Raw genomic sequence first — 14,792 nt, 5'->3', positions numbered from 1 at the left:
CTGCGTTCCCGAGGCGGTTGTGAGGCGGAGTTGAGCGTGAAGTTTGGAATACTTCGGGCCGCTGACGCATTATTAGCAGTCGAGTAGTAGGAGTGCCAGCGGCCTGAAGGGAACCAAAACCGTGCCGACGTACCAGTACCAGTGCACCGACTGTGGTGAGGCGCTCGAGGTGCGGCAAAGCTTCACCGACGACGCGCTGACCGTCTGCCCGAACTGCCAGGGCACGCTGCGTAAGGTCTTCAACGCAGTGGGTGTTGTCTTCAAGGGCTCCGGTTTCTACCGGAACGACAGCCGCTCGAGCGGTACGAGCACGATCCCGGCCAAGTCGGAGTCGTCGTCGGGCAAGTCGGAGTCGTCGTCGAGCAAGTCCGAGTCGTCCTCCAGCACGTCGTCCACCTCCTCGTCCTCGGACTCCGGGTCGTCGAAGTCCTCGGGCGGTTCCTCGTCGTCAAGCTCGTCCAGCTCCACCAGCGCTGCCTGATTTTTGGCCTGTGGACAACTGAAAGCAGGGCCGGAGAAACTCGTACTTTCTCTGGCATGAAGCAACTTTCGTTCCTCCGCGACCTGTCCCGAGCCGCTCGTTGGCACCGGCGTCTTCTCGCCGGTGTCGCCGCAGCGGCAGCCGTCTACTTCGGCCTCACTTCTCTTGCTCCCGCCGCTCCCCCGACGGTGGCCGTTCTGGCTGCCGCCCGCGACCTTCCCGGCGGAGCCCCGCCTGATCCCGGCGATCTTCGATCACTCGAGCTGCCGGCAGATGCTGTGCCGACCGGAGCGCTGAAACCCGGCGCCGACCTGGCCACACGCGTGCTGAGCGGGCCGGTCAGATCCGGCGAGCCTCTCACCGACGCGCGCTTCCTCGGCCCTGGCCTCGTTCCATCGGGGTCGGTCGCCTATCCGTTCCGCATCGACGATGCCGCCGTCAGCGCTCTACTCCGGGTCGGCGACCGCATCGACCTCTACGCCGGGACCAGTACGGCGACTGCCACGGCTGGGCGGGTGGCTCACGCCGTACCGGTGATCGCTCTGCCGGCTTCGCGGTCAACCGGCGCTCTGATCGTGGTGGGGGTGTCCCCAGCGGTGGCCGGCAAACTGGCCCAGGCCACAACGAACTCGAGAATCAGCGTGGCCCTGACGCCGGACACGAGTTGATCGCCTGCGGCGCGTGGCCTCGCGTGACCTGCGGTGCAGTCCTACGTTGACCGAAGTACACCATCGGCTTCGTGGAGGCACTGCAATGCTCAAGGGCTTCAAAGAATTCATCATGCGCGGCAACGTCGTCGACCTCGCGGTCGCCGTCGTCATCGGCGCAGCGTTCGGCAAGATCATCGACGCCATCGTCAAGAACTTCATCAACCCACTGGTCGCGGCGATCTTCGGCCAGCCCGATCTGGGCGGCGTCGGGAACTTCGCCATCGGCAAGGGAGAGTTCCACATCGGCCTGATCCTGAACGAGCTGCTCAGCTTCCTGTTCGTCGCCGCAGCCATCTACTTCTTCATCATTTTCCCGCTCAACAAGCTGGCCGAGCGTCGCAAGCGCGGCGAGGAGCCGGCACCTTCTGACGAGCCGCTGACCACCGACCAGCAACTGCTGGTGGAGATCCGCGACGCGCTGCAGCGGCGCTCCTCCTAGTTCACGAACTCCACGATCGACCGGACGAACTGGTCCAGGTACGGCGGGAAGTCGGGGCGCGGTGGTTCCGGGTAGCCGGACAGCTCCCGGCTTCCCGGGACCAACTGGAGCAAGGCGTCGACCGTTGCGCGCTGGTGCATCGGGTTCTCCATCAGCGACGGCAGAACGGCGACTGGGAGCCGGGCCAGACCGGCCAGCTCGGCGTCCGTCGTACCGCGAAGAGTGTCACCAGCCAGAAGCCGGGCGGCGTCGCCGGGTGTGCAACCGCGGCCCAGCAGGCCGGCCAGAGTCAGAGTGTCGACCTCGGCGTCACCAGCGGTGGCAGGCCACGCGAGCACGAGGCGGTCGACGAGATCGGGGTAGGCCAACGTAAGCCGCGCGGCAACAGTGCACCCGTTGGATGCGCCGACGATCGTGACCGGTTCGGCGCGGTTCGTGAGGAGTTCACTCAGGGCGTCGAACTCGACGTCCCAGCTGCCCGGATGCTTCGGGCGGTCCGGGGCGAGCACGGTCAGACCGGCAGCGGTGAGTCCGTCAGTGATGCCCGGCGCACCCCAGAACCGTTGGGCGTCCATGGGTTCCCACAGGCCGCCGTGAATCAGCAGAACGGTGGCGGTCATCCGCCGTGGTGCGGCGGGACCTCGCGCAGGATGCGATCGTCGTCGTCACTACCGGAGTCGCTCTCACCCCAGCTGCGCGGGTCGTCGTCACGGGTCTGGTCGGGCAGCACCGGCTCATCGTCCTCGTACGGGCTTGTCATGGGTCCAGGTTACCGAGCCTGCGGGGGCTCTCCGGTGTCGAGCTGACGACGTTCCTCGTCAACGACCTCGCCGACCACCGCATTCGGGTCGATCTGCGGGGCGTAAGCAGCTTGCAGCAGCGGCTGAATTCCCGGTTCACCATGCCAGCGGTCGCTTCCAAGCACACACCACGCAGTCAGCACGGCCAGCGTCGGCGACGCCAGGCCGGCCAGCTGCAACGGCTCCGCCTCCTGGAACCCGAAGGTGATCCGCCAGTTCGCAGGATCGGGATAGAACTCCTGAACGGAGTTGTAGTAGAAGCTCAACCAGCCACGGCCCGGGAGCTGACACAGGATCCGGTAGTTGGTCGCGACGGTCGGAACCTCTTGCAGGTCTCGCCACATCAGCTCGGTGTTGCGCTTCGCTGCGGCCTTGCGGCTGGCATTGACGGCAGCGTTGGCCGCCAGCGCACCGACCACCAGGGCCGGGTGGCCGATGATGAAACCGCCGCTCGTCGTGTAGCGACCGCTACCCCGGTACAACCGGGCGTAGTGCGCCGGGGTGTTCACATATGCGACCTCGCCCGGTTCGAGGACGAGACCGTAGATGGTCAACGGCTGCGGATGGTTCCCGGCCAGCAGCCAGCGCGCCCAGTCGACGCCGAGTTGCCACTCGTCGCGCTCGCGCTGCGCCGTACCGGCTCTGTTGTCGTTGCGGCCCACGGGACAGCATCGTAGTCCGCAATCGGGTACAGCGCGTGCGCGTTACAGGTCCGCCTCGGTTGTCCCACGATCCCTGGGCGTGACCTGAACAACACACCGCCGTGATGGTTTGGCGCCCGCTGTGAGACCCCTGTCGAGCATCATGGGGGCCTTGCCAACCGGAAGGACCCAGTCGTGAGTGCACTACGGACACGGGGCCTGATCGGTGCGACGCTCGTCGTGGCAGTTCTCGGGATGACCGCCGCCTGCGGTTCCGAGAACTCCGCGTCCCCGCCCGCCGCCCAGCCCACCGGTACGCCGACCACCAACCCGCCGAGCTCCGGCCCGAGTTCGACACCGAGTTCGGCGCCGAGCAGCACGCCCAGCATGGATTGCCCCGACACCATCGCGTCGGTGCAGACCGCGGCCGACAAGGTCACTTGGGGAACCGGACCGGCGAAGTCGCTGTTCCATCCGGTCTCCGTGACGGTCTGCCAGTACGACGCCGGCGCCACCGGCCCGGTCTACGCGAACGTCACCACCAAGCGGACCGCGGCCCACGCGACCGAGCTGTTCGCGCTGGTGAACGCCTCGAAGCCGGTCGCGAAGAAGCCGGCCTTCTGCACCAAGGAACTCGGACCGACCTGGGTCCTGCGATTCACCGACAACGACCGCGGAGTGCTCTCCGTCACCGTGGAAGCCTTCGGCTGCCGCCGCCTGCTCGCGACCTCGCTGGAGGGACCGGGCAAGCCTGGCGCCCTGCCGGCCGCGCGTCAGGCATCCCCCGAGCTGATCAAGTCGCTCGGCCTGCGCTGACCCGGCGCCGGACGCGCCCCCCGAAGCCGTCCGGACCGGGTCACACCGCGGTCCAGACCGGTTCACCCGGTCTGGACCGCGCGTTCACCTCTGTGCGTTCAACTCTGGGCACCGCTTGATCTCAGCACGGTGAGATCAGACTGTGCGGCAACGAATGCAGCACCTGTGCAGCACTCTGGGCCCCTCGATGCATCTAATAGATGTGAGGTGTTGTACGCCCAGCCCGGGAGTGACGAGTGGAGTTCGAGGAGTACGTGTCCGCGCGCGGACAGGAATTGGTGCGGCTCGGTTTCACGGTCTCGGGCGATTACCAACGAGCCGAGGACCTGGCGCAGACGGCGCTGATGCAGGCGTTCCGTTCCTGGCGCAAGGTCCGCAAGGCCGACGATCCGCATCACTACGTGCGGCGGATCCTGGTCAACGAGTATCTGTCGATGACGCGCCGGCGCTCCTTCACGGAGGCGCCGACCGCCGAGATCGACCCGCAGAGCACGGTGCCCGATCCCGCCACCGGCATCGTGGATTCCGACGACCTCTGGCATGCCCTGCAGGAGTTGTCGGCCCGGGAGAGGGTCGTTCTGGTGCTGCGCTACTACCAGGACCTGGACGACCGCACGATCGCCGAGTTGCTCGGCATCAAACCGTCCTCCGTCCGGTCGACGGCCAGCCGCGGGCTGGCCACGCTCAGGCAGACCAGGCAGTCCAACCGTGTTGATGAGAGGTTGTCGTGAGTAACCCCGATCTTGAGGATGACCTGCGCGGGACGCTGGACCGCGCCGCAGCCTCCGTGCCGCAGGCGACGGGTCTGTCCGACCGCGCCACGACCGGAGTTCAGCAGGCCCGCCGCCGGACCTGGATGGTCTCCGGTGTGGCCGCGGCCGCAGTGGCCGCTGTCGCCATTGCCGGCTTCGCGCTGACCGGCGGCAACACGCCGGAGCAGCCGCCGGTGGCCGCTCCCGGAATGCCGCAGAGCAGCAACCCGACCACGGCTGCAGTCCAGCCACTCTCGGCCAAGACCATCGCGGGGACGTGGCGGGCCACCCAGATCACCGGGACCAAGTCGCTGAAGTCGGCCCGGCCGGACGACCCGATTCTGGTCTTCAAGGCGGACGGCACCTGGTCCGGTTCGGACGGCTGCAACCCGCTGCAGGGCACGTTCACGATCGGCCAGCGGGGCGAGTTCGCCGCGAAGAGCGGCCCGCAGCACATGATCGGCTGCGAGAACGTTCCGCACACCGGTGTCCTGCAGTCCGCCAAGCGGATCGAGGTCACCGCGGACACGCTCACGTTCGCTGCTGCGGACGGTCACGAGCTTGCCAGATACGCTCGCGCACGGTAGTCAAATTTGCTTGCGGACGGTAACAACCTATTGACTGAGCGGAGTCTTTGCGCGGACGATTGACCGAGGTCGTCCACCGATAAAGGAGCCTTGTGCGACTCTCAGCCACCGTCCCTCTGCTGGCCCTTGGCTCAGTCTCACTCTTCGCAGTCGGCCTCACCGCCACTGCGTCCGGACGTCCACCAGCAGGCGCGACGACCGAGACAGCCTGTTCGCACGGCGGTCCGAGCGCGAGCGCGGCGATGGCGAAGCGGCTGTCCCAGCCGACCTCGTCCTCGGATCCGCGCCCGCTCGGCGAGACCATGGCCGACGGCATCGGCGTCACCGTCCGCGCCCTGGAGCCGCTCGACGCCACCGGCCGCCCGACGTCGGGGCTGCCCTTCGGGCTCAGCCAGGGCGTGATCGGCGTCATCGGTACGGCGTCGACCGGATACAAGGTCGTCGTCGACACCCAGGTCCTGAACGAGAAGAAGGTCAGGGCCGCCCTCTCGAAGAACGTGCCGGCCGCCGGCAAGCAGATGGTCGGCGTGGAGCGCAGCTGCCGCTCGGCCAAGGCCATCGCCGACGCGTGGAACACAGTCGGCGCCCGCGCCTGGTCCGATGACGCGAACCGCACCACGTTCGCCGCCGACCTCGACCCGGCCAGCGAGAACATCGTGGTCGAGTACGACCAGGCCAGCACCTCCCCCGAATCCGTCGAGGGCCTGCGCGGACTAACCGGCGTACAGGTGACTGCAGGTGGCCTCGAGCGCACCTCCCGGCTGAGTGACACCCCGAAGGGCGGTCACTGGGGCGGCGCCCGCATCTCGTCCAGCTCGAAGAACTGCTCGGCCGGCTTCTCCGTCGTACGGCGTTCCGATGGCAAGCGAGGCTCTGTCACCGCCGGCCACTGCGGCGGTGTCGGGACCGAGTGGAAGTCCGGCTCGAACTTCTACGGCACCACGTCGGTCCGCACCAACTACCCCGACTACGACCAGTCGCTGCTCACCGGCAGCAGCTACGGCCCCCGGATCTGGACCGACGGCCCCGGCGACTCCGCCTCCAAGCGCACCGTCACCGGCGGCGCAGACCCCGGCGTCGGTGCCGTCATCTGCCAGTCCGGCAGCTTCAGCACCTCACTCTGCGGCCTCACCGTCCGCTCCACCTCAGCCAAGTACTGCGACGTCGACGGCTGCACCACCTACGTCATCCGCGCCACCCGCGGCGGCCAGATCGCCATCATGGGCGGCGACTCCGGCGGCCCCGTCTACAGCCGCCCCAGCTCCACCACCGCCACCATCCGCGGCATCACCTTCGCCGGCGCCGGCTGTACCTCCTCCCGCTGCACCACCCTCTACGCCGAGCGCTACGCCTCCATCACCGGCCATCTGGGAGTCCGCGCCCTCACCGGCTGACCTCTTAGCGGATGTCGTTGTCTGGGTGTTCGGTGTCATAGCTGTGGCGGGCCTCGGCGATGGTTGCCCGGTTGTCGAGAGACCAGTCGGCCAGTGCCTTGACGAGATGGGTCAGGCTCGTGCCTGTCTCGGTCAACCGGTAGTCGACCTGCGCCGGAACCGTCGGGTAGACGGTGCGCACCACCAGTCCGTCCCGCTCCAGCCTGCGGACCGTCAGCGTCAACATCCGCTGGGATATCCCGTCGATGGCCCGTTGCAGCTCCCGGAACCGCCGTACACCGTTCGCCAGCTCGACGATGACCAGGACCGACCACTTGTCTCCGACCCGATCCAGAACATCGCGGATGCCGCAATCAGGGTGACCGACCTTGCCGCAGGGATCGAGATCGGAAGCGCCGACGGTTACTTCGGTGTGCCTCACTGACACGGAACTGCCTCCTTGTGGGACGCGCGATCGGGCGTCCAGTATCTCCAGGGTAGTTACTGATGAGAACCAACCTGTGAGGACGGCAACTTCTATGATCATGGTGACCGGAGCGAGCGGACAGCTCGCATCACTCACGCTGGCACAGCTGGCTGAGCGGGGAATTCGGGCCGTCGGAGGCACTCGCACCCCGGCAGATGGGCAGCGCCTTCTCGACTTCGACGATCCCGCCACCCTCGACCTGGCCGGCATCACCACCCTGGTCCTCGTCTCGGCCGGGTACGCCGAGGACGACCTGGTGATTGCGCGGCATCAGGCTGTGCTCGAAGCCGCGGTCCGGGACGGCGTGGGTCACGTGATCTACACCAGCCTCACCGGCGCCGGGGATCATCTCGCGTTTGCACTCGCGCACCGATCCACCGAGCAACTGATCAAGACCAGCGGCCTCGCCTGGACCATCCTCCGAAACGGCCTGTACGCGGAACTGTTCGGCGCCCTGATCTCCTGGAGCTCCGACGGCCTGGAATCGCCGTTCGGCTCAGGCCGCCTGGCCGCGGTGGCGCGAACGGACCTGGCCGCGGTGACAGCCACCATCGCCCAGGCCCCCAGCGCGCATGCCAACACCACCTACGATCTGGTCGGCGACCCGATCAGCGCCGACGATGTCGCCACCCGGCTCGGCGTGACCCACCGAGCAGTCGGCCTCACCGAATACCGCTCCCGGCTGCTCTCCGACGCGAGCCTCTTGCCGTTCCAGCCCGCAATGCTGACCTCGATCGCCACCAGCATCCGCCACGGCTTCCTCAACACCGCCAGCCCCGACCTCGCTTCGCTCCTGGACCGACCACCCACAGACCCGATCACCGTCGCCGCCAACACCGCCCACGCCCTGCGGCCCGTGAGCCTCCGCTAAGCTGTCTCCGCAATGCGCCCCCATAGCTCAGGGGATAGAGCGTCGGTTTCCTAAACCGTGCGTCGCAGGTTCGAATCCTGCTGGGGGCACAGCCTGAAAGCGCAGGTCAGACGAATGGTCGTCTGACGAGCAACCGCGAACAAGCATCAAGCGTGGGGCCAAACCCAGTGGGTCGCAGTGAGCTGGAGTGAATTGAAGGTCTTCCGACTGCTTGTGTTGTGGCCTCGAAGAGGCCCGCGGCGTGCCGGGCCCTTTCGTCAGCAGGGAGCCGTTGCGACGCGCGCAGAGTGCCCAGCCAGACGGACACGGCCGTACCATTGCTGTCTACTTCAGCAGGGGGGCTGCTATGGGGACGATTCCGCGGCGTTGGATGATTGCCCTGCTCGCAGTCTGCGGACTTTCGACTATCGCAGTTGCTGCTCTTAACCTTCGCAACGCAACCCAAGACGATCCTCCGACCACCACCCCGACCCCCACGGCCACTCCGGGCGGGTCACCGTCCGTGCGGCCCACTACTCCAGGCGGGTCACCGTCCGTGAAGCCCAGCGTTCCAGCACTGAGCGCGGGATGTTTGCAGACGCCTCAAAAGGTGCTTGACACCATTGTTGATCGGCCGACCTGGGTTGATGTGCACCTCCTCATGGGGCTTTGCCCGCAGATCATCCAGGCCGCAGTCGATGGGGGCGAAGCGCCGGTCAAGAACACCAATCAGCGCGTGGGGTCTCGGGTCAAGATCACCCTGTCCGGACCCAGCCTTCCCGGCGAGATAACGCCGCTGACGAGCCAGGAGCGGACCCTGGGCCCAACAATGGATGGGCAGTGGTCGTGGGAGGTTCGCCCAAAGCGGCCCGGCAAATTCACGTTGAACCTGGTCGTTGCGGTGCTGAATGAGTCCGGTGAGCAGGTCATCTACGACAACACCAGGCAAGTTATTCACGTCAACGTCGGGTCAACGTCGTCGCATACTGTCAAGACTGGATGGAGCTGGACGAAGGAGATCGCGAACGGACTCCTCGGCATCGGTACTGCCCTGGTGGCGCTGTTGGGATGGGCGCTCGCTGTGTGGCGGTGGCGTCACCCACCGAAGCCCACGGAACTGCCGCCATTGCCGGCGCCCATCTCTATGGCCGAGTTTCAGACCAACCTCAGGCGAGTACTGAAGCAATTCCATGCGGGTGCGACCGATCCAGTTTCAGTTGGACGAGATGGCCGCACCGAAGCCGTCCTCGTGAGTGCCGCAAGGTACGCGCAGCTCAGCGAGAAGCCTGTGAACGTAGCAGGCGGTCAAAGTCCGTCGACACCTCTGTAGCAGGCCTCGCGCTCGAGACATCGTTCAAGTGACGCCACTACGGAGCCCGCGGATTAAAAGGGGGTGTGATGGCATTTTCAGGAGTGCCGCTGAGTCGCAGGAGTCTTATTGACTTGGCGCCTGAGTCACTCCGGGTCGATGCGATTTACACCGTTTCGCACCACGATTGATCCCACGCGGTCCCGCAGATACTGCGACCCAGAGGCGCGGCCGGCATGAGCCGAGCACGGTCACCACACCTCCCTCCTTTCTACTTGATAGTCGCCGATTCCTGAACCGGATCGGGGGCGGAGGCAAGGGTCGAGCTGCGCTCGATCCCCGACCGGGGATGCGGAGCACCCTTGCCGCCGGCCTGGCTGGTCAGAGAATGGGGCGGTCAGGGAGACGGGCGCACCCGCTGAGTAGCTGCGCCGCGCGCTGGGCATGCGCCGGAAATTGTCTGGAACCACACTGAATGTAGCCGCGTCACAGCGATGCGTGACAACAATCCAGGTGGTGCCCTTCAGGAGGATTCGCCATGTCCCACGGTCGAGCGTGCTCGGAATCAACGTCAACGCGGTGCAAGTGTTCGTGCGGAGGAAGTCTGCACGGCGCGGTCGGTGCGCACCTGTACCGGTCAATGGCCAGCAGCTACACGGAATCGAAGACATTCGAGATCGTCGGCCGCCCTGCGCGGGCCGCGGTCGACGTACTGGCTGAAGTGATCCAGCGGTCCCCTGACGATTCGGCACAGCTCTACGCCGTGGTGCAGGAGATCGTCGCTGACAAGGCGTGGGACCGGCTGTGGGAGAAGCAGCCACGCCGCCGCAAGGCCGGGCGGCGGCACTGGCTGTGCCAGATCCTGTCCGAGGTCGCGGACATGCTCGACGAGCTCGGCGACATCGGCGGCATGGTCGCCGACGAGGTGTACGACGGGTGCACCAAGGCCGGGTGGGGCCCATTGCGGAGCAAGGCTGCCTCGATGGTGGCAGGTCGAGTAGCCATATTGACCCTGGGGCCGGCGCTGGCGCCGTTGGCGACCGTGTCGCTCAAGGTGCGCCTGGTCGCGGTGATGTTCTGCCCCGACACCGGCAAGCATCCGGCGTTGGAGAGCGGGTGCGCTCGCCAGGTCCTCGAGACGCTCGGTCTTCCCGGCGCCGCAGCGGCCTAGCCGGGCGCGCCCCGGCGAGTAGCGCAACTCGTATCCTCGGTACCTAAATCGTCACACCTGGGGGAATGCAGAGTGGGTGCCAACAAGAACTACTTCGAGTCGCTGCAGGCAGCGTCCATAAACACAAGCTGATCAAGAGCTAGATGCCGACTCAGATAGGGAGCAGCGTTGTCAGCAGGGCGGTATGAGCGCTTTCAGGTCAAGCGACCGCAGTATCTCGGGGAGGAGCACTGGCTCAGCATCGCCGCTGAGGTGGATCGCCTTCACCGGGCACTCGAAGCCGAGGACGATTCTCAAGCCATCGGAGACGTTAAGTGCCTGGTCGAGTCGGTGGCTAGGGTCACGCTCGACATCGCGGGGCAGCCGGCTGACCCAAAGGCGTCCTTCGATACGATTGTGGGCCACGCTCACGAGTTGCTCGCCAAACAACCTGGCCACCATGTCGCCTACGAATCCGAGTACGGCAAGCTTGCGACTCAAGCGAGCAAGATGGCCAGGAACCTCGGCAACGTCCGCAACCACTTCGGTGGCGGTCACGGTCGGGCACGGCAGCCTCGCATCCGCGATGAGATGGTCGACCTCGCGCTCGACGGCGGACTGATCTGGGTCCGCTGGGCGCTGCGTCGTCTCGGACTATTCTCCGAAGGTCGCCCCGAGTCGCTGATTCGCGACCTTGTCGAGGATCGGGCAATGTTCCGCGCAGGTGGGATTGCCCGGCGGCTGGAAGCAGCGAACCTTCCGAACCTTGAGTCCCGACATCAGCGAGCGCTCGGAGTCGCCGTTGGCCAGCGAGCGGCGAGCGGAACCTTCGTCATACGAGACGGCGGTGTCATCGCATGCCTGGAGAGCGACGACACCGAGGCGATGTGGACACCTGACTACCGGATTGGCCTCGCCCAGGGGCTGCTGTTCGATCCAGACGAGCGCCATACAGTCCGAGACCAAACGCTCCGCGACGCCCTGATGGCACTCGACCCGATCCCAGAGTGCATGGCTGACCTGGAAGAACTGGTGAACCGGATCGTCACCAGCACTGAAGAGGGCAAGATCGCCGCCGACGCCGCAGAGACCTCTGCGTTGAACCGATTCGTCCTATCCCGCATCGTGGTCCGGCCAACCGGCGAACACGCGGCCTTGCGGCGGCTGGCCGCGCACGTACAGCCTCCACTGTTCTGACCGCTACTGCTCCAACTCGGCGCCGACTACGGGGTCTGGAAAGTGTCCGTGGGGTCTGGGATCGTGTTGTGGCATGGAGCTCACGCGGTTCGATCTCGACGGGATCCGGCAGGACAACCTGCGAGGGGTGTCAGGGGAGGAGTTCTCGGCTGTCTGGCTGGCCGCTGAGGCCCGAGGCGACGAACTCGTGGCTGCCGGAAGTCCGAGCGACTTCGTGGCAGGCGTGCAGAGCGCGTGCCGTTGGATCGCGAACGGCTTCTCCCGGTCGGCCGAAACGGGGCTTCTCGACAACGTCGCGTCGCCGATCACTGGGCGGAAAAGCGTCGCCTACGCCGAGCTGATCGAGACCGAAGCGCTGGCAGCCGAGGCTGAAGTGAAGAACCCGGGCGACATCGGCCGGGCGGCCTACCTCGCCGGCGTGTGGGCGACGTTCGCCTGGTCATGGCGGCACTCAGGCGTACCACCGGTCAGATTGACTGAGCACAAGGCGTCGTGATCTGTAGCGAATGAGGCTCCAGCAGCCGTAGAGGCAGCTCAGGCCTCTACGAATTCATGCCTGGACCAACCCTGTCAGATCTTCCGCGCTGCGGAGCGCACCTAGACCTGAGAGAGGTGCCGGGCTGGCCAGAAGGTCTCGACCGTCCAGTCGGCAGCGCCATCTCGCCTCCTAGCTCGCACATGGCCGGGTACCCCCCACGGCTCACGAACCGAGGCGGTTAACTCCCTCAGGCTCGCTGCGGTCTTCCTGACCGCCTTCGGTTCAGGTCTTGTCGGTGTTGCGGTTATGAAAGCATGTGGCGTTAGGGCAAGGATTCGCTGAATATCGTCCGGGGCCGGGCGGGGTGTCACGCCAGCCCTATAGGGCGCCATCACACCCACGACCTCCGGCTCCAGGATGTCATTCCACACACCGTCATGATGAGCATTGGGCGCACCGTGATGGGGAACCTTGAACAATGACGCCTTCGCTGTCGGCGTCCAGAACGGCGACTTGAGATCGCTGAGAACTGCACCCCATCCACACCCAGCAGGTCCCTTCAAAAGATCTGCCCCCAGCAGTGCCACCTGATTTCCGACCTCCACCCACAGAGCGACGGCCATCTCATTAGGGTCACCTTTAGAAAGCTTTACACGATCGTCAAGATTGGCCGTACCAGCAGCCAACCGTTTTTGCGCCCTCTTGAAGGCCGTGTCCGACGGCGATAAGGCGACGACTCGACCACTTGGGCCACTAGAGCCGCTATTGCGAATCCATAGTTCGCGGCGCGCCATGGCGTACAATCCAGCGTCGACTCGCCGATCGACCTCAGCTAGGATCTCCGCGTATTCAGCTCGAATTGAGCTTCGCAAATGTGGCTCGATCGTAAGATCTACTTCCATCTGCGCAAAAAATTCTTCAGTTGTTGCGGCTGCCGACGCGGCAAATTTTGCCCCTTTGGCAGCAGCAAACACGGCCGCTAAGCCTGCGATATGATCGTCATGCGCATGCGTTCCAACGACCAGCACAACCTGCGTTGCGATGTCGACACCGAGACCCTGCAAATACTCCAGCGTCGGATGCGACTTATCAGATTGATTCAGACACGAATCGACGACCATCCACTCATTCGCGCCCAGGTGGACCAGGATCGACTCACCTTTGCCTGGGCCGAAGATTGAGACCTCGATCTCACCGGAATCCGGCAGCCCCGCCTTTAGCGGATCACCTGAAGCTTTTGGCAACGCTCTCTGCCCTTTTAGCGGCACGCGCGCGGATGCCGTCGAGCTCTTCGGAAGTCCACACACCAAGTCGTCTGAGGCGTATGGCAGACGTGGTAGTGGTCAACCCACCCCGCTGTCTGACTGTTCTCACTGTCACGTAGACCACATCACCGGCTTCGACCGTCTCGGGAGCAATCTTCGACATATTGAAATCAGCATGAACGACCGGCCCACCGGTGTCGTCGAGGGGCGTCAGCTCGGCCGTGAATAGCCCATCCTCGACACTGATTACCCTCCCTTCCCACTTCTCCATCCCAGTGACCACAACATCCGAAGCAGCAGATGCCCGGCGCCCCCTAGACTCGGCCAGTATCTTCCGCGCTGCTTTCGGCGCATCGATCTGGGAGTCAATGCTCCCTGTGTCGGAAATTCGCTCGATGTGAGCCGGAGCGGTCGCTGTCTCAAACTTTCCCTGATCACCAAAGTCAGCAACGAGCTGTTCGAGAATCGACGAGGTTGCTGGCCCCGTGAGAATGGTCGGGTGGGCCACCCCGGTTCTCTCATTGACAACGGTCATTTCTTCCCCCCAATTGCAAAGATATGACTAACAGCCTGCGTTGAGCGCGATATTGAAGCTTGAAAGCTGTCGCGTAGGATTTCCAGTGCTACAGGCAATTTCTCTTGCGTGGCCGTACCCATCAATGCCGCGTTATATAGGTTAGGATCATCTCGGCTTGTAGCCTGACTCTCTACCATGGTCAGGTCGTAGTGATCATTGTGGATGATTGAAACACCGCGCTCGCCCGCTGGCTCGACGGCGATCACCACTCGCCCCTTATAGAGATCCTCGCGCACACCCCACATAGCGATATTGGACATGCCAGGGAGTTTAAGGACTTCTTCCCACGGCACTTTCGGTGTTAAGGCGTCCCCAATAGCATGCCATTCGGAAATCGTTTCCACATGGAACCCTACTGCTCTATTGATGCCGAGCGCACCGACTGGCGTCTGATCGAGAATGCGTAGCACGCCGACGACGGCGTCTCTGACGCGCTCGAATTCGTCATTGTCGTTAGTGCCGAACTGCAACGTATCCCCGGTGATAAGGCAATTCAGCCATAAGCAACTGAACTTGGCGACATCGGGCGAGATGATCTCGACCACTGCAGCCTCGTATTCCTCTGGCCCGATCAGCTCCTGCTTCCACAACCACGCAGGAGAGAAGATCGCGGCCTTGAAATGACCCTTCACCACGATGGTCAGGCTGTCACTGTCCAGAGGCACCGTCGGCACGTAGCGTCAACTCCTATCGGCGGCGGTGGTGGGGAAACATGCTGCCATGTTGCCACGACCGAGAGCTGGGTGTCTCGGTTTGAGCGTCATGTGGACGCCCTCAGTGCTGATCATCGGCCGACGCACGCGCTACGAGACGGGAATGTCACCACGGGAAGGCCGGACAGATGGCCCTGTGGTTGGAAATCGTGGCTGCCCCTGTTGAA

At 64.8% G+C, this 14,792-nt stretch carries 19 protein-coding genes and 1 tRNA gene; 13 read left to right on the top strand and 7 right to left on the bottom strand.

Annotated features, from left to right (window positions below):
- Positions 1-121: 121 nt before the first annotated feature.
- The 3 genes from E1263_RS44210 (at position 122) to mscL (ending at position 1,630) form a co-directional block, all read left to right on the top strand.
- Positions 122-481 (top strand): FmdB family zinc ribbon protein, encoded by a 360-nt coding sequence (locus tag E1263_RS44210; RefSeq protein ID WP_132165930.1) that lies wholly within the window; start codon positions 122-124, stop codon positions 479-481.
- 56 nt (positions 482-537) lie between these two features.
- A complete protein-coding gene (gene cpaB, locus E1263_RS05230; protein WP_132165928.1) occupies positions 538-1,149 on the top strand; it encodes a Flp pilus assembly protein CpaB in 612 nt (203 codons plus the stop codon).
- Positions 1,150-1,234: 85 nt separating this feature from the next.
- Positions 1,235-1,630: a large conductance mechanosensitive channel protein MscL gene (gene mscL / locus E1263_RS05225; RefSeq protein WP_132165926.1), complete on the top strand. Its 396-nt coding sequence runs from the start codon at positions 1,235-1,237 to the stop codon at positions 1,628-1,630.
- On the opposite strand, the gene E1263_RS05220 is transcribed toward mscL, so the two are convergent.
- From E1263_RS05220 to E1263_RS05215, 3 genes are read right to left on the bottom strand one after another with little or no spacing between them, the layout of a single operon-like run.
- Positions 1,627-2,250, bottom strand: a complete 624-nt coding sequence (locus tag E1263_RS05220) for an alpha/beta hydrolase (protein ID WP_132165924.1) — start codon at positions 2,248-2,250, stop codon at positions 1,627-1,629. The two genes, mscL and E1263_RS05220, sit on opposite strands and share 4 nt — an antisense overlap.
- On the bottom strand, positions 2,247-2,390 hold the full coding sequence (locus E1263_RS42545; RefSeq protein WP_165956478.1) for a hypothetical protein: 144 nt from the start codon (positions 2,388-2,390) through the stop codon (positions 2,247-2,249). Before E1263_RS42545 ends, E1263_RS05220 begins: the two co-directional genes overlap by 4 nt.
- A 9-nt stretch (positions 2,391-2,399) precedes the next feature.
- Entirely contained in the window at positions 2,400-3,092 is a 693-nt protein-coding gene (locus E1263_RS05215; RefSeq protein ID WP_132165922.1) for a hypothetical protein, read from the bottom strand.
- A 174-nt stretch (positions 3,093-3,266) separates the two neighbouring features.
- On the opposite strand from E1263_RS05215, the gene E1263_RS05210 reads away from it, so the two are divergent.
- The 4 genes from E1263_RS05210 (at position 3,267) to E1263_RS05195 (ending at position 6,620) form a co-directional block, all read left to right on the top strand.
- A complete protein-coding gene (locus E1263_RS05210) occupies positions 3,267-3,887 on the top strand; it encodes a hypothetical protein (RefSeq protein ID WP_238161083.1) in 621 nt (206 codons plus the stop codon).
- Between the two features lie 236 nt (positions 3,888-4,123).
- Positions 4,124-4,618, top strand: coding sequence for a SigE family RNA polymerase sigma factor (locus E1263_RS05205; protein WP_132165920.1), 495 nt, complete (start codon positions 4,124-4,126; stop codon positions 4,616-4,618).
- Positions 4,615-5,226, top strand: coding sequence for an META domain-containing protein (locus tag E1263_RS05200; RefSeq protein ID WP_132165918.1), 612 nt, complete (start codon positions 4,615-4,617; stop codon positions 5,224-5,226). Before E1263_RS05205 ends, E1263_RS05200 begins: the two co-directional genes overlap by 4 nt.
- A gap of 92 nt (positions 5,227-5,318) precedes the next feature.
- Positions 5,319-6,620, top strand: a complete 1,302-nt coding sequence (locus E1263_RS05195) for a S1 family peptidase (protein ID WP_238161082.1) — start codon at positions 5,319-5,321, stop codon at positions 6,618-6,620.
- 4 nt (positions 6,621-6,624) lie between these two features.
- Here the strand turns inward: E1263_RS05195 and E1263_RS05190 are convergent, their stop codons facing one another.
- On the bottom strand, positions 6,625-7,047 hold the full coding sequence (locus E1263_RS05190) for a winged helix-turn-helix transcriptional regulator (RefSeq protein WP_132165916.1): 423 nt from the start codon (positions 7,045-7,047) through the stop codon (positions 6,625-6,627).
- 91 nt (positions 7,048-7,138) lie between these two features.
- Between E1263_RS05190 and E1263_RS05185 the strand changes: the two genes are divergently transcribed.
- From E1263_RS05185 to E1263_RS05160, 6 genes are all read left to right on the top strand, one after another.
- A complete protein-coding gene (locus E1263_RS05185) occupies positions 7,139-7,957 on the top strand; it encodes an NAD(P)H-binding protein (RefSeq protein ID WP_132165915.1) in 819 nt (272 codons plus the stop codon).
- Positions 7,958-7,973: 16 nt separating this feature from the next.
- Positions 7,974-8,046 (top strand) — tRNA-Arg (locus tag E1263_RS05180).
- Between the two features lie 500 nt (positions 8,047-8,546).
- Positions 8,547-9,266: a type II toxin-antitoxin system Phd/YefM family antitoxin gene (locus tag E1263_RS05175; protein WP_132165913.1), complete on the top strand. Its 720-nt coding sequence runs from the start codon at positions 8,547-8,549 to the stop codon at positions 9,264-9,266.
- Between the two features lie 619 nt (positions 9,267-9,885).
- Positions 9,886-10,416 carry a hypothetical protein gene (locus E1263_RS05170; RefSeq protein WP_132165911.1) on the top strand — a complete coding sequence of 177 codons (531 nt, stop codon included), beginning with the start codon at positions 9,886-9,888 and terminating at the stop codon, positions 10,414-10,416.
- Between the two features lie 396 nt (positions 10,417-10,812).
- Positions 10,813-11,592, top strand: a complete 780-nt coding sequence (locus E1263_RS05165) for an abortive infection family protein (RefSeq protein ID WP_165956477.1) — start codon at positions 10,813-10,815, stop codon at positions 11,590-11,592.
- 73 nt (positions 11,593-11,665) lie between these two features.
- Positions 11,666-12,088, top strand: coding sequence for a hypothetical protein (locus E1263_RS05160; protein ID WP_132165907.1), 423 nt, complete (start codon positions 11,666-11,668; stop codon positions 12,086-12,088).
- A gap of 101 nt (positions 12,089-12,189) precedes the next feature.
- Here E1263_RS05160 and E1263_RS05155 read toward each other — a convergent pair whose 3' ends face one another.
- Genes E1263_RS05155 through E1263_RS05145 form a run of 3 tightly spaced genes read right to left on the bottom strand, consistent with a single transcriptional unit; the run spans position 12,190 to position 14,586 of the window.
- A complete protein-coding gene (locus tag E1263_RS05155) occupies positions 12,190-13,314 on the bottom strand; it encodes a ComEC/Rec2 family competence protein (protein WP_132165905.1) in 1,125 nt (374 codons plus the stop codon).
- Complete coding sequence (locus tag E1263_RS05150; RefSeq protein ID WP_132165903.1) at positions 13,295-13,870, bottom strand: hypothetical protein; 576 nt, start codon at positions 13,868-13,870, stop codon at positions 13,295-13,297. Before E1263_RS05150 ends, E1263_RS05155 begins: the two co-directional genes overlap by 20 nt.
- A complete protein-coding gene (locus tag E1263_RS05145; protein WP_132165901.1) occupies positions 13,867-14,586 on the bottom strand; it encodes a hypothetical protein in 720 nt (239 codons plus the stop codon). Before E1263_RS05145 ends, E1263_RS05150 begins: the two co-directional genes overlap by 4 nt.
- Positions 14,587-14,792 lie beyond the last annotated feature (206 nt).

It is taken from the genome of Kribbella antibiotica (genome assembly GCF_004349055.1).
Lineage (GTDB): Bacteria > Actinomycetota > Actinomycetes > Propionibacteriales > Kribbellaceae > Kribbella > Kribbella antibiotica.
The sequence above is the reverse complement of the archived record's forward strand: the minus strand, read 5'-3'. Positions and strand labels throughout refer to the sequence as shown.